Source organism: Sphingobacterium endophyticum, assembly GCF_009733535.1.
In the GTDB taxonomy this organism is placed as follows: Bacteria; Bacteroidota; Bacteroidia; order Sphingobacteriales; family Sphingobacteriaceae; genus Sphingobacterium; species Sphingobacterium endophyticum.
In genome coordinates this window covers 32,405-54,324 of the sequence record NZ_SMMI01000018.1, presented here as the reverse complement: position 1 = coordinate 54,324, position 21,920 = coordinate 32,405, and the positions used below count along the sequence as shown (strand labels likewise).

Annotated in this window: 22 protein-coding genes and 1 pseudogene; 14 read left to right on the top strand and 9 right to left on the bottom strand. The window is 32.3% G+C overall.

The window, feature by feature from the left end; translation table 11 throughout:
- Nucleotides 1–55: 55 nt before the first annotated feature.
- Entirely contained in the window at nt 56–1,186 is a 1,131-nt protein-coding gene (locus tag E0Y80_RS17655; protein ID WP_197091653.1) for an alpha/beta hydrolase, read from the bottom strand.
- Between the two features lie 291 nt (nt 1,187–1,477).
- On the opposite strand from E0Y80_RS17655, the gene E0Y80_RS17650 reads away from it, so the two are divergent.
- The 4 genes from E0Y80_RS17650 (at nt 1,478) to E0Y80_RS17635 (ending at nt 4,338) form a co-directional block, all read left to right on the top strand.
- Entirely contained in the window at nt 1,478–2,488 is a 1,011-nt protein-coding gene (locus E0Y80_RS17650; RefSeq protein ID WP_156308998.1) for a hypothetical protein, read from the top strand.
- 79 nt (nt 2,489–2,567) lie between these two features.
- Nucleotides 2,568–3,206, top strand: a complete 639-nt coding sequence (locus E0Y80_RS17645) for a class I SAM-dependent methyltransferase (protein ID WP_156308997.1) — start codon at nt 2,568–2,570, stop codon at nt 3,204–3,206.
- Between the two features lie 18 nt (nt 3,207–3,224).
- Complete coding sequence (locus E0Y80_RS17640; protein ID WP_231596089.1) at nt 3,225–3,740, top strand: Crp/Fnr family transcriptional regulator; 516 nt, start codon at nt 3,225–3,227, stop codon at nt 3,738–3,740.
- 85 nt (nt 3,741–3,825) lie between these two features.
- On the top strand, nt 3,826–4,338 hold the full coding sequence (locus tag E0Y80_RS17635) for a DinB family protein (protein WP_231596088.1): 513 nt from the start codon (nt 3,826–3,828) through the stop codon (nt 4,336–4,338).
- Nucleotides 4,339–4,575: 237 nt separating this feature from the next.
- Here the strand turns inward: E0Y80_RS17635 and E0Y80_RS17630 are convergent, their stop codons facing one another.
- The 4 genes from E0Y80_RS17630 to E0Y80_RS17615 all read right to left on the bottom strand — a co-directional run bounded on the left by E0Y80_RS17630 (nt 4,576) and on the right by E0Y80_RS17615 (nt 6,811).
- Entirely contained in the window at nt 4,576–5,529 is a 954-nt protein-coding gene (locus E0Y80_RS17630; RefSeq protein WP_156308995.1) for a DUF4407 domain-containing protein, read from the bottom strand.
- Between the two features lies 1 nt (nt 5,530).
- Complete coding sequence (locus E0Y80_RS17625; RefSeq protein WP_156308994.1) at nt 5,531–6,085, bottom strand: hypothetical protein; 555 nt, start codon at nt 6,083–6,085, stop codon at nt 5,531–5,533.
- A gap of 4 nt (nt 6,086–6,089) precedes the next feature.
- A complete protein-coding gene (locus tag E0Y80_RS17620) occupies nt 6,090–6,368 on the bottom strand; it encodes an HNH endonuclease (RefSeq protein WP_156308993.1) in 279 nt (92 codons plus the stop codon).
- 167 nt (nt 6,369–6,535) lie between these two features.
- Nucleotides 6,536–6,811 carry a hypothetical protein gene (locus E0Y80_RS17615; protein WP_156308992.1) on the bottom strand — a complete coding sequence of 92 codons (276 nt, stop codon included), beginning with the start codon at nt 6,809–6,811 and terminating at the stop codon, nt 6,536–6,538.
- 124 nt (nt 6,812–6,935) lie between these two features.
- Between E0Y80_RS17615 and E0Y80_RS21030 the strand changes: the two are divergent.
- Nucleotides 6,936–7,058 (top strand): annotated as a pseudogene (locus E0Y80_RS21030) (DinB family protein); the annotation flags it as partial.
- Between the two features lie 255 nt (nt 7,059–7,313).
- Nucleotides 7,314–8,129 carry a sterol desaturase family protein gene (locus E0Y80_RS17605; RefSeq protein WP_156308991.1) on the top strand — a complete coding sequence of 272 codons (816 nt, stop codon included), beginning with the start codon at nt 7,314–7,316 and terminating at the stop codon, nt 8,127–8,129.
- A gap of 119 nt (nt 8,130–8,248) precedes the next feature.
- Here E0Y80_RS17605 and E0Y80_RS17600 read toward each other — a convergent pair whose 3' ends face one another.
- Entirely contained in the window at nt 8,249–10,006 is a 1,758-nt protein-coding gene (locus E0Y80_RS17600; RefSeq protein WP_156308990.1) for a RagB/SusD family nutrient uptake outer membrane protein, read from the bottom strand.
- A gap of 11 nt (nt 10,007–10,017) precedes the next feature.
- Nucleotides 10,018–13,275: a SusC/RagA family TonB-linked outer membrane protein gene (locus E0Y80_RS17595; protein WP_156308989.1), complete on the bottom strand. Its 3,258-nt coding sequence runs from the start codon at nt 13,273–13,275 to the stop codon at nt 10,018–10,020.
- A 605-nt stretch (nt 13,276–13,880) separates the two neighbouring features.
- Between E0Y80_RS17595 and E0Y80_RS17590 the strand changes: the two genes are divergently transcribed.
- A complete protein-coding gene (locus E0Y80_RS17590) occupies nt 13,881–14,516 on the top strand; it encodes a helix-turn-helix domain-containing protein (RefSeq protein ID WP_197091652.1) in 636 nt (211 codons plus the stop codon).
- Between the two features lie 214 nt (nt 14,517–14,730).
- Nucleotides 14,731–15,240 (top strand): YdeI/OmpD-associated family protein, encoded by a 510-nt coding sequence (locus E0Y80_RS17585; protein ID WP_156308987.1) that lies wholly within the window; start codon nt 14,731–14,733, stop codon nt 15,238–15,240.
- Nucleotides 15,241–15,247: 7 nt separating this feature from the next.
- On the opposite strand, the gene E0Y80_RS17580 is transcribed toward E0Y80_RS17585, so the two are convergent.
- Nucleotides 15,248–15,472: a hypothetical protein gene (locus E0Y80_RS17580; RefSeq protein ID WP_156308986.1), complete on the bottom strand. Its 225-nt coding sequence runs from the start codon at nt 15,470–15,472 to the stop codon at nt 15,248–15,250.
- A gap of 283 nt (nt 15,473–15,755) precedes the next feature.
- On the opposite strand from E0Y80_RS17580, the gene E0Y80_RS17575 reads away from it, so the two are divergent.
- From E0Y80_RS17575 to E0Y80_RS17550, 6 genes are all read left to right on the top strand, one after another.
- A complete protein-coding gene (locus tag E0Y80_RS17575; RefSeq protein WP_156308985.1) occupies nt 15,756–17,588 on the top strand; it encodes an acyltransferase family protein in 1,833 nt (610 codons plus the stop codon).
- A 319-nt stretch (nt 17,589–17,907) separates the two neighbouring features.
- Entirely contained in the window at nt 17,908–18,246 is a 339-nt protein-coding gene (locus tag E0Y80_RS17570) for a hypothetical protein (protein ID WP_156308984.1), read from the top strand.
- Entirely contained in the window at nt 18,239–18,793 is a 555-nt protein-coding gene (locus E0Y80_RS17565; protein WP_156308983.1) for an RNA polymerase sigma factor, read from the top strand. The genes E0Y80_RS17570 and E0Y80_RS17565 overlap by 8 nt, the downstream gene beginning before the upstream one ends.
- A complete protein-coding gene (locus E0Y80_RS17560) occupies nt 18,780–19,130 on the top strand; it encodes a hypothetical protein (RefSeq protein WP_156308982.1) in 351 nt (116 codons plus the stop codon). The genes E0Y80_RS17565 and E0Y80_RS17560 overlap by 14 nt, the downstream gene beginning before the upstream one ends.
- 91 nt (nt 19,131–19,221) lie before the next feature.
- Nucleotides 19,222–19,725, top strand: a complete 504-nt coding sequence (locus E0Y80_RS17555) for a GNAT family N-acetyltransferase (RefSeq protein ID WP_156308981.1) — start codon at nt 19,222–19,224, stop codon at nt 19,723–19,725.
- Between the two features lie 9 nt (nt 19,726–19,734).
- On the top strand, nt 19,735–20,277 hold the full coding sequence (locus E0Y80_RS17550) for an AAA family ATPase (RefSeq protein ID WP_197091651.1): 543 nt from the start codon (nt 19,735–19,737) through the stop codon (nt 20,275–20,277).
- A 48-nt stretch (nt 20,278–20,325) separates the two neighbouring features.
- On the opposite strand, the gene E0Y80_RS17545 is transcribed toward E0Y80_RS17550, so the two are convergent.
- Nucleotides 20,326–21,906, bottom strand: coding sequence for a RagB/SusD family nutrient uptake outer membrane protein (locus E0Y80_RS17545; protein ID WP_156308980.1), 1,581 nt, complete (start codon nt 21,904–21,906; stop codon nt 20,326–20,328).
- Nucleotides 21,907–21,920: the final 14 nt, after the last annotated feature.

The following is a 21,920-nucleotide window of genomic DNA, read 5'->3' as shown; positions in this document are numbered from 1 at the left end:
TTAAAAGCTGTTAAATCTTTGTAAGGTCAATAACAGCATTGTGTGAAGAACGAATTTATTTTGAATCCAATTTTTTATCCTTTAACCATTTGGACAATGCATTTGCTACCTCTATATTATTTAAATCAGAGAATGGGAAATGGGTATTACCTTTGATTCCCATCTCAGGGAGATGAACAACAGTAGCGTCGCCACCATGTTTATTGATAGTTTCAGCCCAAAGTTTTGCCATTTTAAGGCCACTGCGCCAATGATCACTGTTCCAAACATCAGTTGGGAAATCTGAAATGTTATCACCATAATAAATGACAATAGGAATCTTTGTAAGGTTAATAAAATCTTCCATTGGTATTTCTACACCATTTAATGCACCAAAAAGTCCAGTAGATTCAATCGGCTTAGGCAGCTCACCTTTAGGGAACATAAAACCACTATATGGCTCATAGGCGACTATAGCTTTGACATTTTTATTTTTGATGGCCGTCATCCAGCCGGGGCCTCCACCTTGTGAATGCGTAACTAAAATCCCTTCTCCTATTTTATCGAAAAGGATAGAAATAGCATCTGAAATAACCTTCGCATCGAAAGCACCTGTATTGGGAGTCATTTGTCTATAAAACTGCTCTAGTGATTCTGGATCTTTAGGGAATTGGACATCAGCGAAAAAATCAGGATAATTTCCCAACCTAAACTGTGTGAACCAAAATTGCTCGTCAGCGGTAGGTTTTATATTGATTTCAACAGAACTTTTTCCAGCTTCACCACGTCTAGGTTGGTCTAGCAGGTATACCGGATATTTTCTACGAAGGAAGATATTCTGAAATCCTTCCCTCCCATCAGGTGTTGTTTCCCATGTTTTTTTAGACTGTCCGGCTCCATGCAAAAATACCATTGGTAATTTTAACGCATTCTCTGGAATTTGATAAAAAACATAAGCATGATCAGCATGAATAGTCTGACCATCAGGCTTTAATGCTTCTTGAACATTAAAAGTTCCTGGGTTGGTTATCTTTGATCCTCCAACCGAAAAACTACCCTGATCCTTTATAGATAAAACATTAGTTTCCTTTAAAGTGGTACAAGCAGAAAATAAAGCAGCAATACCGCACATTATAGAGGTTCTCTTCCAATAAGAAGTCAATTTTATTGTTTTTTTACTTTTTTGATAATTCAATGATTTATTCATGCTGCTTATATTTTTTAATTGAATACTGTTAGTCAGGCTTTAAAGAAATTTAACATTCCTGATCTATGAATAACAACTTAAACAAAGTTCAGGTTTAAAACTAAAAATATGATTATCCCAATTACTGATATATATACCATAATTACTGAAGTTGTAATTATACTTATGTTAAATAGTTTATAATACAAGAATTCTAACATAACTATCATAATTAATTAACAATAATTTTTATACTTTAGAGAAATTTTATTGAATATTAATAAGTGATTCTTTCCAAACCATTTTATTTATATGATTAGGTATTTTCTAATGCTATCCTCGGTATTGTTACTGACTTCCTGTGCTGCTATTTTTAATTCACCGTATAAAAAAATCAATATTCATACTCAACATGGAGGAACTGTCTATTACAATGAAGGCAGTGTCAATATTCAAAATAAGAAAGCAACTATTCATGTATTGCGTAAAATGGACAGCATACAATTCAGTGTATTTCAAGATAGTTTAGCACAGCAATATATTGTCAAGAAAAAACTATCCTTTGCATTTTGGAGTAATTTGGCAATTGGCTATGGAGCCGGAATATTAGTTGATTTACTACATCCCAAGCGATTTACTTACCCCGGAAATATCTATTTAGATTCAACTGAAACAAAAAAGGGTTATTATTCCTATGAACCTAAAATTTCAAAGCATTCTTGGGAATTACAATTTGAAATTCCCATTGTGAATCTATATAATCGAAAAGATCATTCTGGAATAAAAAGTACAGTTGCGGGATTTTATGGTTTGGGCATGGGATTAAACTATTATTATCGTCCGAATCGATACTTAAATTTTTCAGGCCATACTTATCTATTGAAAAATTTACCTCTCCCCCCACCCTTGATTATTTACGAGGATAAACATGCTCGAGAATTTTCCCATCAGCTATCCCTGAGTAATAACTATAGGATACAAAAATTCAGGTTGGGATATGGTTTATCCTATAATTTTAATGAGTTGGAATATTCAATCTTTCATCCTGACCAGAATGTAAATGTGGATCGAGTGTATGCAACCACACGAAAACCTAATCTTGAATTGGAAAATGTTATGAGAACAAGTATATTACCTGGTACACTCGAAAAATATGTAGATTATAGACATCAACTGGGAATATGGATTCCACTATCTTATGAATTAACGAATGATCTAAGTGCTAACGTAAATTACAGGCTATCATTATTTCAACTTAATAAAAAACAGTTTGTCCCTGAATCCATGTTTATGTTTGGAATTACCTATCGACTTAAAATGTAGGTTGAAATAAATATAATTAAGATTTTTGTCTTATTTTTCAAGTATGAATGAATAATTGGATTTATAAGGCATAAAGGTCATGGACAAACATCAAGAAACCTTCAAGACTTGGAATAAAGTTTATTTAAAGTATCAAGAAAAATTCATGGATCTTAAAATTTATAATAAAAGCTATGATCAGTTTTTTAGTTTATTAATAAATCAAAGGCCGAAGATTTTAGAAATAGGATGTGGACCTGGAAACATAAGCAAGTATTTATTGACAAAGTTACCTGAAATGGAATTATTGGGAGTTGATTATTCTCCTAATATGATTGAATTGTCCAAGAAGAACAATCCAACTTTGATGTTTGAGGTGATGGATGCGAAGAAAATCGAACAAGTCTCGGGGATATTTGATGGTATTATTGCAGGCTTTTTGATTCCTTATTTGTCTTTAAAAGAACTTGAAGCTTTCATTGATAACATTGCGAATAAACTGAATGATCAGGGTATTTTATATTTAAGTTTTGTAGAGGGAAATTATGAAAATTCGAGTTATCAAGTTTCCTCAAGTGGCGATAGAGTCTTTTTCTACTTCTATCAGTCGGATAAAATAATAGATTTATTAAAATCAAAGCGCATTGAATTCCTTGATGAATTAACCGTGGGATATGGCGATTCGGGTCAAGAGCGTCAAAATCATAAGATTATAATTGCAAGGAAGGAACAATCGTAAAAACTAACTTATATAACATTGTATCTCAACGCATTAATCCACATATTTAATCAGAAAATTATTGTTAAGAGAAATGATTTTCTAAAACAGCATGATACAATTGATACCAGAATTTATTTAATAAAAACTGGGAGTTTAAAAATATCAATTTACCAAGAAGACGAAGAACAAATTGTTAGGTTTGGGTATGCTGGAGATTTAATTGTCGCTTTAGATTCCTTTATCAATGATAAACGTTCAGATTTTATGATTCAAGCTATTAAGAAATCTGAGGTTTGGTTCGCCGATAAAAGAGATTTTTTTAATTTCATTTACAGCTCAAAAGTAAATACAGAATTATATATAAGAATATTGGAAGACTTGGTTCTACAGCAAATAGAAAGGGAGAAGGATTTACTTTTAATTTCTCCAAAAGAACGATATCAACGAGTTTTACATAGAAATCCAAAATTATTTCAAATTATTCCACATAAATATATTGCGAACTACTTAAGGATGACTCCTGAGACATTGTCTAGACTTAAAAAGTATTGATTTCAATCAAGGCTTTCTCAGATATTTTATTTGAATATTGCATAAAAAAAACATGCGAATTAAATCCGAACTCCTTCTTAATAATTTGAAATCAGAAACTGAAGAAATTATTATTTATGTAGAAAATTTAGAAATTTTAACAAACGAAGAATTAAATCGAAGAATTAATAAAGATACTTGGAGTGTTTTAGAGTGTTTAAAGCATTTAAATCTATACGGTGACTTTTATTTGGATGAAATTCATAAAAAAATGAATCAAAATTTTGAAAAATCATCGGAGTTTTTTCATAGTGGTTTTTTAGGCAATTATTTTGCGAAGAGCATGCTTCCCAAACAAAAGCTCAATAAAATGAAGACCTTCAAATCTATGGATCCTATTCATTCAAATTTAACTAGGGATGTGATTAAGGAATTTCTAGAACAACAGAGCAAAATGCTTGATTTACTTAAAATTGCTAGATCCAAAGACCTGGAAAAGACTAAAACAAGTATTTCGATCAGCAAATGGATAAAACTTAAACTCGGCGATGTTTTTAAGATTGTAATTTATCATAACATAAGACATATTCAACAGATAAAAAATATTTTAAATTATTGATATGTATGATAAATAATAGATTGTCAATTACATAGTTAATTTTGAGCTTAAAGATATTACCTTTGAATTTCTTTCAGATTAGTTATTAAACCTTAGAAGAACTAGTTGATCGAAAATAAAATTTCATAAAATATTTGCTCAATTTCATAATTTAATTAAACTAAATTATGAAATTGACCAATATGAACTCTACCACATTCTCTCAATTAACTGATGAGGAATTAAAAAATCCCACTCCTACCCATTTAATCTTTCAAGCATCTTCATTCTGACTTCAGTTTGATGGTTTATCAATTTATCATAATCTGAGGCTTTGTCAAATAGCTTAATAGTCACTACGAATAATTCAATAGAGAGGAAAAAGAGAAAGAAAAGCAGATACACTGTAAAGCCAATATTTGAACTGGTAATGACATCATGCAGAATATTCAACTCATCGATAAATCCAGATGATTTTCGTAGATCTTTTTCTTTATTTGCTTTAATAGAATCTAATGAACCTATTGTTTTAAATTTCTGAGAATTGAGAATGTTGATCTGATCATTAATCTGTTCTAGTTCTCGTTTTTTAGGATTCTCATTGACCATTTTATTAGTTGAATTGGTACTGTTGATTCTATTGCCTTGATTATCCCGAGTAACTGATGTATTGGTATAAGATGTTACGATAACGGGATTCTTTTGAAGCTCATCGGACAATTTTTGAGAGCGCGTTTCTAGCTGTTCAATGCTGTTGTCTATGCTTTTCACCTGATCGTTGATATCGTTTTCAGAATTTTTAATCGCAACTTTCACTCGTTCCTCCATTATCTGAGTTTTCTTGAGTTCGATATCATCCTTGAAAATAATCTGATCAAGAATAAAAGATCCTAGAATTGCCATCACGATAGCTAATGCAATTCGAAATCCAACAGACCATTTATTAACTTTAGTCGATAAAATAATAATACGTTCGATCTGTATAACCACAAAAGCAGCGATAATTGAGGCCAATATTCCTCCCCAGAAACCAACATGGAGATAGCTAGTTGCAAAAGAATAAGCAATAAACATCCATACCAATACAATCAATAAAATTGCAGAAGTAAATTTTTTGACAGCCTTTGAGCTAAGCTCACTGGAATGCTGAACGAGATAGTAATTGTAGCCGGTCAGGAAACAACCAAACCTTAGCCATAAGTTCTTCTTCATATCAAAACTCTTTAGCAAGTAAGGTACGTTGTGTAATGGAGGCTAAACCTTTTGTAAAACCTCTTTTATATGCTAAAATAGCACGCTCGAACAGGCCCGAATCAGTTTTTAAAGACTCTTCTATATCGGTAACCTTACGAATATGGTTTTCCAAATCCTCTTTTTTTGAGAGTAATTCCTCGACTAAGTCAATTAAACCAGATCTTTTCCGTGAATTGATATGGAATTCCAATTCTTTGAGGAATGAATCATGATAAGTTTTGACTTTAGAAATAATGATTTCGAGGTCAAATTTGATCAATCGTAGGTTATCTTCTTTATATTTTTCATCAGGACTGGTCAAAGCATCATTAAATCCCTTAGATTCGAAATCGGACTGCAAATAAGCATAAATAGCATTAATTCCGGTGAAAGAATTCACAGGCGCTGTCCAATCCTGCACTGTATCTTTTTCAACAAAGATATCTTCGGGGATAGGTGGTAGATGACCATTTAACAAAGCCTCTTCTGGAGAGCTTCCATTCTGCTTTTTCTTAAAAAAATTAAATAGACTCATTAGATTAAATGTATTTGGTTGGTATTTTATATTTACGATGTCCACGTTTATGGCAAACAGAACAAAGTGTAATCAGCAATTCATTTGGGTAATCCCAGGGTTCTTTGAATCGATTGAGGCGGTTAATAAAATGATACTGACGATGGTGAACCTGTAAATCTTTAGCTTCTTGACAAATAACGCACTTATTCAAATCCCTTGCGAGGATTGACTTACGTTTTTGTTGCCACCTAATATCAAATAAAGATGCGCCGTATGTACCATGCGTTTCTGGAACTTTCATGGGGTAATAGATTAATAATTAGAATGAATCTGTAGTTAGTGATTCTAAAGTAAGAAGACTTCTCTAATTATTTTCTAGATGTATTGCAAAAGATAGTTAAGAATGGAAATAAAAAAAATTTTGTAGCGAATTGATTATTAAATTAGTAATGTTGAAGGACCTCAGAATTATTTTAGGTCAGTTTGAGAAAAGACATAAAACATTTCTCTAGCTATTTCAACACTACGATTCTGAAAAACACTTTCTTCATCCGTAGTATGATCTGCTATTTTAGGGTGTAAATAGGTTACAGGAATTTGTTGTTCAGCACCTGGGATATAAGGACAACCATCATCTGCATTTGAACAGGTCATTATTGCTGCAAATTTAGAAGCAGGGTTATACTCAGAATCATAAACTTTAGAGAATCCAGTAATAGGAAAAGCATTTTGGGAAATCCGCAAGCTATCTGATTTAAAAGATATTGATCAAAATAATTATCAGACCAGTTTGGAGCTTTTAGAAAGGAATCAGTTAGATGAAGAAATACATTAAAAGAAGTCGACGGGGGAACTCTATAAGAACAATGTTCGAGACTTACTTTTTCATATACACAATAATTCAACTTATCATCGCGGTCAAATTGCAACTGAATTCAGAAATTCAGGGTTGGAACCTATTATTTCAGATTTTATAATTTTTAAACGATAAAATTTGCGTTTTCTTTGTAAATTAATATGTTCGTTATAAAAAATTGACATCCATTGTAAAGAAATATTTCTTTCAATTTTTATTTGCCTATCCACTAAATTAAGCAGCACCTTCAGATTTTAATATGAAATTCAAGCTGGTCCTTTGGTAATAAACAACCTTTATTACCCAATTATAAACATATCCCTATTGTCATTAGCCAATTTCTGATTAGCATAACCAGGTTTAATTAATGAAACCCTAAAAACTATATATATGGAATTGCTGAATAAAATTCTAAACATTAACTCGAATTATATCATAATCGGGTTATTAGTCCTTTTCTTTACTATGGAGCAGATTGTATCCAATCCTTTTTCATTTAAGAAAAGAGGCTCTCATTTGTTACAAAACATTTTGTTTCAGATCACATTAACACTTCTCAACCTATTTATCGTGGTCATTCAAGTTTATTGCATTGAATGGTTGAATGAAAGAAAGATTGGACTCCTATTTCTTGTAGAATTACCATTTTGGATTAAGCTCCTAATCAGTGTTATGTTATATGATTTTACGACTTATTGGATCCATATTGCGGCCCATAAAGTTCCAATCATGTGGCGTTTACATCGGGTTCACCATAGCGATACAACGATGGATTCATCTAGTACTTTCAGATTTCACCCATTAGAGATGATTTTAGTTTATCAAGTTGGAAATATTCTATGTGCTGGAATTTTTGGGACTGATGTTCTCTCAATGGCTTTGTATTATTTTATTCTCAATATATTCCTATTCTTAGAACATGCAAACCTCCACTACCCTACTTGGTTGAATAAAACATTAGGACTTATTTTCGTTACCCCGGATCAACACCGAGTTCATCATCAACAAAATCAATTCTACACTGACAGTAATTTCGCTGATATTTTCATTGTTTGGGATCGAATTTTTGGAACATTCAAAAGTATACCTGTAAAAGATATGAAATATGGCCTGGAGGAATTTGATGACGAAAAGAAACAGGGATTTTTATATTTAATGAAAAGTCCATTCATTAATATTAAAAGAGTAAAAAGTGATAAGGGTTAATATTTCAATTATTCACTAAATAATTTCCTGCAATTATTTTAAGAAATAGAGAAATGAAGTTATGAAATATAAAAAGCCTCAAGAATATTTTTGAGGCCTTTTATATTTTGATGAAGAATCTATTTTAATGTAGGGTCAAATTTTCCACCCCATCCAACATTCTGTTCTAAGTTTGGATTTTGGTTTATATTTGAGAGTTGAATTGGAAAGAAATAATAAGTATCAGGCATTACCATTGCTTTAGGCCCGTTTGTAATTAATTCAACTACTTCGTAGGTGAAATTTTCAGGTAATAATTCAAATCGGTTAGCTTTTCCAATGTCTTCGGTAGTAATTTCATTTTGTAATCTACCATTTACCTTAGTTGCCATAATTCCATATTTATGCATTCCATTTAATTTACCTAGTAGCCGATGTCTTCTCAAATCCCAGAATCTTTTTCCTTCAAACATAAACTCAACATACTTTTCGTTTAATATAGCGGTTCTAATTTCATCTCTACTCATTCCTGATTTGAGGCCATACATATTGTCTATTCCGTTTTCAATTCCAGCTCTTTTACGAATTTCTTTGATTGCAGCTATCGCTTCGGCCGGTTTACCAGTTTCATTTGCTGCTTCTGCCAAGTTTAGTAGTACTTCAGCATACCGGATTTCTGGCCAATCTACATCATTTAATGTAACTTGAGTGGAAGGTAGCTCTTCCATAATTCCCTTTTTCGTGTATAATCCAGTCCTGCTATAATTTTCGCCCTGAAGGGTTAAGCCGAAAGCGTCCATAGATTTAGCAATTCCACCCATTGTGTATTGTCGTCTACCCTTAATACCACTAAGTTCATATACACTGGCATTCCAAACTAATGTTGCATCGAATCTTGGATCTCTATCCTTCCAGTAAGTTTGAAGATTATATGTGTATTTTGAATTAGGATCGCCTGGCATTTTTCCATCCTTCATAGGAAAAGCAAGGGACATTCCCCATGTAGGTTCGTCTCCTCCGGTTGCATTTTTTGATTCAGAAAGAGGACGCACCGCATCTTCTCCACGGCCATTGGTTTTTGCTGGATTAACATACACTACGGATAATATATTTTCCTTATGCCCTTTCGTTTCAAATAATTTCGAGAAATCTTCTAGAAGCCCATAACCATTTTGATCTAGAAAAGTAATGGCATCCTTATTTGCAGTATATGCATTTTGCCAAAAAGAGTTTCCGTAGGGATTGGAAGGATTAAACTGAGGGGATGCTTTGAACAACAAAACTCTTCCTAAAAAAGCCTTTACAATTGCTTTATCTATTTTTCCCCTATCTCCTCCAATAAATTTGTTAGGTAAAACAGTTTCTGCTTCTTTAAGATCCTTTTCAATGAAGTCAAAACATTCAGCAGTAGAATTTCTTTTTACTTTTAAATCATCATTTATATCCTGAGGGACTTCAATTATTGGTACACCGCCGTGATGATAAACCATTTTAAAATATAAGAATGCTCTTAAAAACTTGGCTTGACCAATCATTGGATCTTTTTGATCTTTGGATAATGAACTATTGGACATTTCTTGCAGAAAGATGTTAATGTTTCTAATGGATTGATAAGGCCAAAATTTCATTGTTGAATTATCGGTTGTTATCCAACCTTCTGCAACGATTCCTTTAGATTCGTCAGCATAATTCCCTTGGTTTACTGGCCATCCGGAAAGAGTTCTTGAATATAAATTATATAAAAATGCATTAGCAGTGATTGGATCTTCAAAAGTTCCTTTTGCAGGATACCTTTCCAAATCTTCAACATCATTTAATACTTTGCTGCAACTTGATAATAGTAGCACAAAAACAATTATAGCCGTTATTTTATGATTGATTTTACGAGAATTTTTCATTACAATTTCATTTAAAAGTTAATATTAAAACCTCCAGTAAATGTTTTCATTAATGGATAAGAGTCTAAAGTATTTTGTTCTGGATCATGTTCCTTTAGGCCTGAGAAATAGAATAAGTTTGTAGCATTTAAATAGAATTGAACTTTGCTTAATCCAATAGATTTAAACCACTGTTGAGGTAAAGAATAGCCAAGATCGAGATTTTTTAGACGGAGATAAGATCCGTTTCTAATCCAAAATGTTGAGGCTTCGCCACCGACATCCGCAACCTGAAATTCACCTGAAACACGAGGATAAGTTGCGTTCGGATTTTCTGGAGTCCAATAATCATTTGCCCATAATTCAAAATAAGGACGATCATTCTGAAAGACACCACCACCGTTTCTTGTGCTGATCATACGGTCATAAGCTCCTACTCCTTGGAAATGAGCATTTAAACTGAGATTTTTCCATTCAAAATTAAATCCAAATCCATAGTTAATTCTTGGAGCACCATTATCAGATAGGTAGGTCATGTCGTTGTTATCAATTTTACCATCAGGACCTTCTGAAAAATTATCTCCTCTTATATCTTCAAACAAGAGATATCCTAATTTTGGAGTTCTCCCATATTGTGTAAAACCTTGGGGAAGATTATCTAATTCCTCTTGGGTTCTTATAATTCCTTTTGATAATAATCCATAAACCCTGTTTGCAGGTTTGCCAATTGCACTTCTCCAATTGTTTAAATAGGTTCCATCTGTCAAAGCTTCAGCTTGATCTATAATATCCCATTGATCACGAGAATATCCCATATTACCATATAAAGAATATTTAAAGTCATCAGAGAAATTGGATTTCCAGTTTAAAGCAAATTCAAAGCCTCGCCAAGATCTTTCTGCATAATTAACATTTGGAAGAGAAGCACCGAGAGTAGAAGGTGTGGATGCAATTCGAGCACCTAAAATATCACTTTGCGTACGACTATAATAATCAAATTCACCTGTTAATTTATTATCTAAAATGCCATAATCTAAACCGATATCAAACATTCTGGAAGTTGACCAAGTAATTGCAGGGTTAGGCATTGCGGTTGGTTGAAGTCCATCATAAAGTGAAGTTCCAAATACAAATCCTGTACTTTTAGTATAGGCTTGATTCCAAAGGAAGGGTGCAATTGAGCCTCCATCAATATCATCATTTCCTGAAGAACCGTAGGATCCTCTCAATTTCAAATCACTTAACCATGTAATGTTTTTCATAAAATTCTCTTCAGACATTCTCCATGCAGCAGAGAAAGACGGAAAAAATCCCCATTGGTGACCGGGAGCAAATTTGTAGTTACCATCATAGCGAAATGAAAATTCTGCGATGTATTTATTAGAATACATATAATTAAATCTTCCAATCCATGATGCTCGGGCATTTTCAAATTCACGACCATCAAACCAACGCTTTAATATGTCGGAAGATGTATTATAAATCTGGTCAATTGAAGTAGTTAAAAGTTCATCAGCTCTACCATTCAGATATTTTCCATTACCCCCAGCTTGTTCATAGCCTATTAATCCGTTTACAAAATTATTCCCAAAAGTATTTTCGTATTTTAAATTCCAGTTCACTTGGTAAGAATTGTCTAAATTCACTTGTTCTGCAATATTTGGATATGTAGAACTTAGATTATGAATGTTAACTTTTGTCGGATCAATTGGTCCAGGGATAAACTTATTTGTAGCACTCGCAGACTGAAAAATGTAGGCTTTATTATGAAGAACGAAAGCTTTTGAGTTTCTATCAGAGGCCATATAGTGGCCTTGCAGGTCCGTCCTTAAACCTTTGATAAGATCAGATAGATCTAAATCAAAACGAACAATACCATCTAGATTTCTGTTTTTCTTATATCGGTAGCTTCCGCTATTGACCATTAATTCAACAGGGTGCCAGGCACCTGGAACGACAGGATATGCATTCGTATTAGATGTAGGATTTCCTTGTTCATCCACATAAAATGGATACAATCGGGTCCAATTAAATGTTGCTCTATAAAAGTCGCCAACATTGAAATCATCCTCTCCATCATATGGCCAATACCAACGGTCATAATTTCTTTGATTGCCGCTTAAATTTACATTGACCTTAAACTTATCAGTTATTTTTGCCGTCACATCAGATCTGAAATTATATCGATCATAATTTAAGTTTTTATAGGAGCCTTCTTCAGTATGGTACCCTAAGGAGAAATAATAAAGTATAGTTTCGGATCCTCCTCGAGCAGAGACATTGTGTTGCTGAACTTTTGGAGATTGCCAGATATAGTCATTTATACTATAACTTTTATCTTTAAAATAATCGACGACCTCCTGACCATAAGGTTTTGGTTGACCCATAGTAACAGCCACTTGATTTAAGAATTCAATTTCTTCGGATGCTGTATAATCTTGAATCGGTTTTGTTGGTGATGATACAGAATAAGAACCTTTATAGTCAAAAAGAGGCTTTTGTACTAATCCTCGTTTAGTTGTAACTAAAACCACTCCATTACCGGCTTTTGAACCATAAATTGAAGCCGTAGCAGCATCTTTCAAAAAGTTAATGGTTTCTACTTCATTTGCATCCAACGCATCAAAATCAGCTTTTCCACTTAATATTCCATTAATTACATATAAGGGTTCAGAAAAACTGCCTCTAATTCTAATCGAGGATGAAGCACCTGCAAGGCCGGATGTTCCAACCGCTGTTACACCAGGAGCTCTACCAGCAATAACATTGGATAGATTTGCTGCAGGAATATTATTTATATTTTCAGTATTGACGGAAGAAATAGAACCTGTAAGATTAACTTTCTTTTGAACTCCATATCCCACAACAACTACTTCTTCAACATCTGATGAACTTTCAGAAAGAGTAATGTTAATTACTGTTCGGTTATTAATTGCCATTTCCTGGCTTTCGAATCCTATATAGGAAATTGTTATTGTAGAATTTAAAGGAACATTTACTAAAGAGTAATCACCATTATTATTAGTTGATGTTGCTATAGAAGTTCCCTTCACTTTGATGGAAGCTCCTACAATAGGTTGGCCTGATGAATTAGTAACCTTACCTGAAACAGAGGTTTGTTGAATAGTTTCAGTATTTAACATGAAACTATTTAAGTTCATTTTTTCTATGCTTTCAGCACTTAGGGGATTGATTGAAATAGATGAAGAAAGTAAGGCAATCTTCACTATTAATAATCTCTTAGAAAAAGCATACTTATGAACGTTCTCATTTTTGGAATTTAATTTCATAAATCTGGTTTATAAATGTTTGCACTTAATTAATTATACTTCTTGGGTTGAAATAATATATTTCCATCTCTATCAATAATTCATTGATAGATTTCTTTTTAATTCATTAATACTTTGTAATTAGGTGCTGTTAACAAATAGTAACTATCGGGAGATACTTACTTAGGTTAGGTTAACATCTTAACTAAATTGAGTTATTAATAGAAAAGTTACTACCTTAAAATTGACAATTATCGATACTATATTTGCTTAATACTTGTAAAATAAAATCATTTATTTTCATGACCTGATATTTTTCAGCAACAACGAATATGTTGTTTTATGATAAAAATTTTACTATATTGAAAATCGAAACCTAAAATAATGTTATGAATTTTATTTATGAAAACTTCATATTTCCGCTAGATCAGTCAATTACGATTCGAACGGAAGAATTAGAAATAAAGAAACATACCACTTTTCGTACACATTTAAATTTTGAAATAGCATTAATTGAAAATTGTGAAGGGAAAAGACTAATTGGGGATCACATAGATTACTTTATGGGACCCGAATTGGTATTATTAGGTAGTTACCTCCCTCATTGTTGGCAATACCATAACACATTGGATGAAAAATCTTTTGCAAGAGTAACTGTTGTTCATTTTTATCCAGATTTTCTTGGTCAGGATTTCTTAAATAAACCCGAAGCAAAATTTATCAATATTCTTTTTAATAAAGCCTCAAAGGGCATTTTATTTTCGGGAAAAACAATTGCGGAAGCTAGAGTTTTATTAAATAAAATGTTAAATAAAACCGGTTTATCCCGCTCAGTAATTATGTTAGAATTATTAGACTTATTAGCTCATTCCAATTCTTTTAGGATTCTATCTTCTGAAGGATACAATTCAAAAGAGAAACTTCAAGAGGTAACAAGAATTAATAAAATCTATAATTACATATATAAAAATTTCAAGGAAGATATTTCATTAAAGGATGTTAGTTCAATAGTTCCTATGTCAAATGCAGCATTTTGCAGATATTTTAAATTAAAAACAAACCGAACATTTTCAGATTTTTTAAAAGAAATAAGAATAGGTCATGCCTCGAAATTGCTAATTGAAAAAAGGTTTAATGTTTCAGAAGCATGTTTCAATAGTGGATATAATAATATTTCAAATTTCAATAAGCAGTTTAAGGAAATCAAAGGAATATCACCTAGAGAATTTATCAGAAAATATTTAATTGTTGAAAACGACTGATTAATTCCACGTATGAATCCTCAATAAACTAACCTCTTCCTTAGACAAGCAAGAGGTCATTCTAGATAAAAATTTAGGGGGGATTATTTTAACTTTATCAAATCAAATTGAAATTAAATTGATAATAGTTAGTGTGACACTAAATATAAGTAGCCTGCTTTCAGTATAAAATACCTAACAATGCGTATTTTTAATATAATTAAACTCAATCCGGATGTCCTATTGCAATACTTTTAAAACGATTCTGAACATAATTGGGATTAATCCATTTGTATTTATACCTGAAGAAATATTAGAGGAGATTTTTTTACATTCAGGAAAAAGAAAAGGTCATATCCCTTTGAAAGTTTCGGTTAATGGTTCTGGGTTGTTTCTTCAAACTTTATTAAGGTACGATGGAAACTGGAGGCTTTATATTAATTCAAAAATGTTGAAGAATTCTCCAAAAAGAATTTCGGAGGAGCTAGAAATCTATATCGAGCTTGACACGGAAAATAGGGAAATTAAAATGCATCCTCTACTCATACATGCATTGAATTCTAATAACAAGGCCAATCAAATATTTCAATCGCTAACACCATCCTTAAAAAAGGAAATAGTTAGGTATATTGGAAATTTAAAGTCTGAAGAAAGCATTCAAAGAAATATTATTAAGGCAATAAACTTCCTTTTAGGAAATGGAAGTTTTGTAGGCCGAAATTCAATTCCTAAAAAGCTAAATTAACAACATCCTATTTAGTTATCTTCTCTTTAAACTTCCTAAGTTCCTCATCTATCAATTCAGGCCAATTCTGTAATCCTTCTCTAATAATTTTTTCTCCAAAAGTGGCATCTTCTTCTTTACTAACTTCCAATGCCTGCGCTTGAAGTTCATTTAAGTATTCCGCACTTGGGTCTTTCTTTTCGGAACTTGAGGTGTTATCTTGGGTATACTCTTTGTCTAGATTCTTATTCATAACCTAATAACATGAAAACCTATCATGAAGTTTGCGAAAAAAATCCTGAAATATTTTATCTGGTTTTTAATTGTTAAAAACTTATTAATTCAATATCTTAATTATTGGAGTTTTTAATAATAGCTATAGGTTATCAAGAACAATAGTTAATATCCTAAACTATTGATTATAAGTAGATATAAATCTAAAATTACCAATTTTAGATAGTAAAACAATTAATTTGTAGAATATTTATTACAAGGACTGATTCAACTTAATTCTACCTTCGTTAAAATTATATTTTATGGGTTATAGAAATGATATTCAAGGACTAAGGGCGATTGCTTTTCTTCTGGTTTTTATTTTTCATTTAAACTCTAATTGGTTACCTTCTGGATTTTTAGGAGTTGACATTTTCTTTGTCATCAGCGGATATCTTATTACGGGAATAATATTAAAAAAGAAGGAGAAGCATAAATTCAGCATACTAGAATTTTACGAAGGAAGATTGAAAAGAATTGCTCCGGCATATTATTTTCTTCTATTAGTTGTTGCTGTGGTTGGGTTTTTTATCTACCTACCTATGGATCTACCATTATTGCGGCGATCCTTAATCACTGCAGGTATGTTTGTATCGAATTTCTTTTTCGCCGGTGGTGATTCTTATTTTGGAGCAAAACAGGCAGAAAATCCCCTATTGCACACTTGGTCCTTAGGTATTGAAATGCAATTTTATTTTTTACTGCCTTTTATCCTGATTTTTTTCAATAAAAAAACACTTCCCTACCTATTAATAGCCTTAATTTTAGGCATATTAGGTTATTATCAATATCGATATTTAATTTTTGGGCAGGAAACAGGAACGTATTATTCGTTGATAGCTCGAATTCCAGAATTTCTTATCGGATCATTATTTAGCATAATTTTGGTTAATGGTCAGCTCCAGAATAAGAGACTATTCCTTCCATCTGCTATCCTAGGTTTCATATTGTTGTTATATGGTCTGATAACTTTAAATGAAGAATCAGTATTTCCAGGTATTAATTCAATTATTCCTTGTATTGGAATTGGGCTAATCCTTATCTCAAATGAAAATATTATCAGTAAATTCTTGTCAAATAGATTATTAGTTTATTTAGGAACCCTATCGTACTCGTTATATCTATGGCATTGGCCAATCATGGCTTTTTTAAGATATAGAGAAGGAGTTTTTGAAGGACATCAATTCAATCTTCAAGAAATTTTTATGATTATTGTTCTTACGTTTATTTTAAGTTGGGTTTCCTATACGCTCATCGAAAACAAATTAAGAACAGGAAATAACAAAAGTTTCATTCTGAAATTTTCAGCAATTATTCTCCCATTTGGAATTGCCACCTATAGTTTACACGGACTATCGAAAAAATTTGAAACTCCATTTGAATATACACATGCCTCTTTTGCAATTGAATCTCATAATAGGGACAATGTTTCATTTTTAGGTGATCGTACAGATAAACATCCACATGTCTTTTTGTTAGGAAATAGCCATGCCAACTCATTAAAACCACTTTTCCATTTGTTAGGAAACAAATTTCATTTTTCATTACAGACCTTAACCTCTGATTCATTTCCAGCTTTAGAAGGAATTAAAAAATCAGAAATACCAGAAAGGGAATTAGTTTATTATAATTATTCCAGGTCATTAGTTCCACATACCAAACAGTTGATTGACTCGAGTGATGTGATTATCATTTCAGCAGATTCATTTGATGAATATCATAGTGTGACCAGCGCAGTTGATTCATTAGCAAAATCCTTGAAACCACATCAGAAATTAGTGCTTATAAATTCATACCCTATCATGGATAGAAATCCAGTAAGAATTAACCATGGTTATGTTAAAAACAGCAATTATAAGTTCAGACTTCATGCAAATGAGCATAGTTTTCGAACTATAGATTCAATTGCCAGAGTAAATAAGAACGTTTATATATGGGATATCTCCAAAGCCTCGATATATAATGATGCGCCATATTATCGAGATACTTTAATTTATTATGATGACAGGCATATCAATCGTCGAGGAGCTGAATTATTGGAAAAGGAAATGGAAAAAGAATTTGAGAAGGAAATTTTACCTTTGATTAAGAAATAACCAAAAACATAGGATGAAAATGATTGATAAACTTGCTTAGATTGAAATAAAAAACTCTGTTAAAAGATGTTAATCCTTTGCGAACCTTACACGAAACCGATAATCTATGCGTTTTAGTAGTATAAAAAGCAAAAGAGTAATAAGAGTAAATAATTTCATAATTTAGGTTAATAATTGGTTTGGTAAAAATCCTGAGCTTCCCAGCTCAGGATTTTTTTATTTCCCACTACCGGAATATTTTGCAGGTATTAATATTAATTTTAAAAATGTTGTAACCTTTAGCGTGCAGCCAGACACTAATGAATAAATATTAAAAATTATGGGAGCATTAGAAGTATTAATACCTATTTCATTCTTTGCATGTATTGTTCTATGTACATTTTTTATTGCGAAGTATCGTTCTGAAACAATTACGAAACTGGGGGGCCCGATTCCAAAGACGCCAAGAAATCCTAATTCATGGAAAAGAATAGGAACAGTGGTAATTGGATTGGCCATAGGATTATTGACATCTGGTTTATTATTTTCAAATCAGGTAATTTCAGACAATGATGATTCAGCAGGTTTTATTGTCACTGGTATTATTTCATTAACAGTTGGCGCTGCATTAATTCTAGCTGATAAAAAAACAAAAAACGAAGAAAATATTGATGGATAGTCTTTACATAGATAAAGTACTTTCAGGAGATCGCCATGCTTTTGGTTACTTAATCAGTACCTACAAGGACATGGCTTTTTCCGTTGCTATTTCTATTGTAAAAAATGAGCTTTTAGCTGAAGAAGCCACGCAGGAAGCATTTGTCCAGGCTTATCTTTCGCTAAAGAATTTTAAGGGCAAATCTAAATTCAGCACCTGGTTTTATAGAATAGTTGTGCACTGTTCTTATAAGATTATACGCAATAAATCCATTCAATATGAAGAATTAGACATTATACGACATGATGTTGAATTAGATGAAAATGCTTTAAAAAGTATGATTATTGAGGAACAGAAACAAATCATTAATGAGGTTTTATTAAAATTACCAAGCAATGAAGCCCTATCATTAAGACTCTTCTATTTAGAGGAACTTTCAATCCAGGAGTTATGTGAGATTACTGGATGGACAAATGCAAATGCAAAGGTTATTCTCCACCGAGGAAGAAAAAGAATGGCCAGCGAATTGAATAAAGAACTAAAAAGCTTGCAATATGGAAGAGCATAAGGATAAGTTAAAGGACTTCATGGGGCTTTCAAAAATGGAACTTCCATTTGATGATTTTGATTCTCAAGTAATGGCTCGAATTGAAAAACTAGAGGCTGAAAAAGCATCCATCAATAGGACAAGGAAATATGCCTTATTTTCGTTTGCATTTGGTGCTATATTTGGAATAGGGTTTACTTTTCTAATAACTGAATTTTTAGAAACAAAAATAACAGATCCATCGCTGAAAAATTATATTACAATATTTTCTCAAATGATTTATGTTTTCTTATTTGTAATCTTAAGTGACAAGGTTCTTAAACTAAGACAAATGAAGAAAAATTCTGAAGTATATTAATTAGTTCCATGCATTAGAGTAATTATTAAAAATCAAACAATAGGTCTATTGTCGTTAATAATTTTTATTTTTATTTAAAAATTATTAATTTATGATAGAATTGGAACATTATAAACTTCTCAAGTTTGTAAATAGTACTCGAGATTTTGATTATTATTTTCAAATGGTCAATGATGAAAAAGTTATGGCCATGATCACAGAAAGACCCTTTGAGTTTGATGAGGCAAGAGAGGATTTCAAAAAGCTACTTAAATTAAATTCTATTTCGGATCATTTCGGGACCTATAAAATATTTGATAGGAAAAGTGGGAAATTTATTGGCTTAGCAAAACTTGAGATTACAGAATCAAATTCCGATATCGCCGAGTTGGGTTATATAATACTTCCAGAATATTGGGGAAAAGGAATTGCAAGTGCCATTGCAGCGTGTTTGATTGATTACGGCCGTTTGTTGAAAAAGCTGAAAGGGATGTTTGCAATTATAGATCCCAATAATCTTGCTTCGAGAAAAATATTGATAAAAAATGGGTTCCAAACAAGGGAATTTAGAGATTTTGACGGATTACCTGGAGAAGTTCTTGAATTAATATTTTAAAGGAGATTTATGCAAAATCAAATAAGGAATTATTATGTACTCACAGGAGGACCTGGTACAGGGAAAACCACTTTACTAAACCATCTTTCTGAATATGGTTTTCATTGTATTCCAGAGGTAGCCCGGCAAATTATTAAAGATCAAGTATTGAATCGTGGATCTGCATTACCATGGGCAAATAAAGCTGAGTATGCAAGGTTAATGTGGGAGGAATCTCTGAAAGAATATGAACGATCAATCCTTAATGAAAAAGGGTTTGTCTTTTTTGATCGAGGCCTACTTGACAGTATTTGTTATATGGAAATGGAAAATCTACCGATGACAATTGCTCAATTTGAAATTCTTAAAAAGCCATTATATCATAAAATCTTTATTCTTCCTCCTTGGGAAGAGATTTATGTTACAGATTCTGAAAGGAAACAAACTTGGGAGGAGGCACAGTATACCTTTGATTATATGAGAAAGCTTTATCTAAAATATGGATATGAGGTTATAGAGATTCCGAAAATGGATATAGAATTAAGAGTTAAATTTATTTTAGAAAATTTATGAAACAAAAGAGGCTGTCAGTGACAGCCTCTTTCTATATGATTATTCGCCTTAATTTGTAGCTTGGTAATCTTTGTTTTGAGTTAACTCTGGATTTCGTTGTAATTCATCTAAAGAGATTGGCCATAAAAGGTCGGAATCTTTAAATGTTGCACCCGCAGCGTTTTTAGCACCAACTAAATTCACGTAAGTAACTTTTCCTTTTTCGGTTGCAGAAACTACAGGGAATTTACCGGTACGCAAACAGTCGTCCCACATTTTGAATTCTAGAGGCAATTCACGAAGGCGCTCCGTCCATACAGCTTCAACAAATGCCGCTGGAGAAAGAGCCTGCAATTCTGTGGTATACTGAGCCACTGTTTTTCCAGTTGTACTCGCTCTTGCTTTAACTCTTGCAAGATATCCTGCTGCTTCAGCAGTTACTGCATTAGAAGCTTTCGCTGAACTTTCAGCAGCAATTAATAAAGCTTCAGCATAACGATAGATATTGAAATCTTTAGTACCGCGACCAGTCGTTAATATAGCAGCTTCATCTACATAATACCAAATTGCAGCATCATCAGATTTCCAAATTTTTCCAGTATTAGGATTTTTATATTCCCAGTGGTAGAATTGATTTGGTTGAATCCTTAGATCATTTGCTTCATAAACATTTAAGAAGGTCTTACTTGGACCATAAACACGTTCAAAAATCGAATATTTATCAAAAACAGCAGTTGCAGAAGAATTGAAACCATAGGTAGGCCACCAACCGCTGGCAGAAATTGTACCGTCAAATTCATATGCATAGATACTCTCCGGTAAATTATCTGTGGTACGTAATTTATTGTACGCACTTTTCATTTTTAAATCTTCGTTCTGGGTTAAATTATGTGCAGAATTAACCACCATTTTTGAATAAGTAGCAGCTTCAGCAAACTTATTTTGCTGCAAATAGACATTAGCTAAGGTCATAGCAGCAACATATTTCGTTGCCCTGTTTTTATTATCTGTAAATGTAACAGCTGGTAACACATCCACTGCTTCTTTTAAATCAGCTTCAATCTGCTTATATACATCAGCCGTCGGAGTTCTCTTCAAATAAAGATTTTCCAAGTTCTCAGTAGGTTCAAGTGGCATTGGAATATCTCCAAAAGTTTTCACTAAATAGAAATAGTTGAACGCTCTAAAGAATTTAGAAGTAGCGATTAATACCTTTTTTTCATTCTCGTTATTGAAAGGAATTTCTGGAATATGCTTGATACCACCATTTGCGATATTTATTGAAGAATAACTTTCATTCCAAATAGTATTCATAGTATTAGAAACAATTCTAGTATTCTGTTGTCTATTCAATTGTTTAGAATAAAGACAAACGAGTTCCTGGTTTTCATAGGCATTGGTGAAATAACCAGTTAAAAAGGTTGGGATTGATGCTGTCGGTCCAAGATAAGCCGACCCAGCATTTCCATATCTTACGGGAGCTCCTCTACGATAAAGAGCATTGACATTGGCAATAGCCTGTGCTTCAGTTTTAAAGAAAAAGTTTAATGTTTCATTCGAAAGCGGTTTTTCCTCCAAAAACTTTTCGCATGAGCTTAACCCTAAGGCACCGGTCAATAATATAGCGATTGCAAAATTTTTAGTTTTCATAATAATGTTTCTTC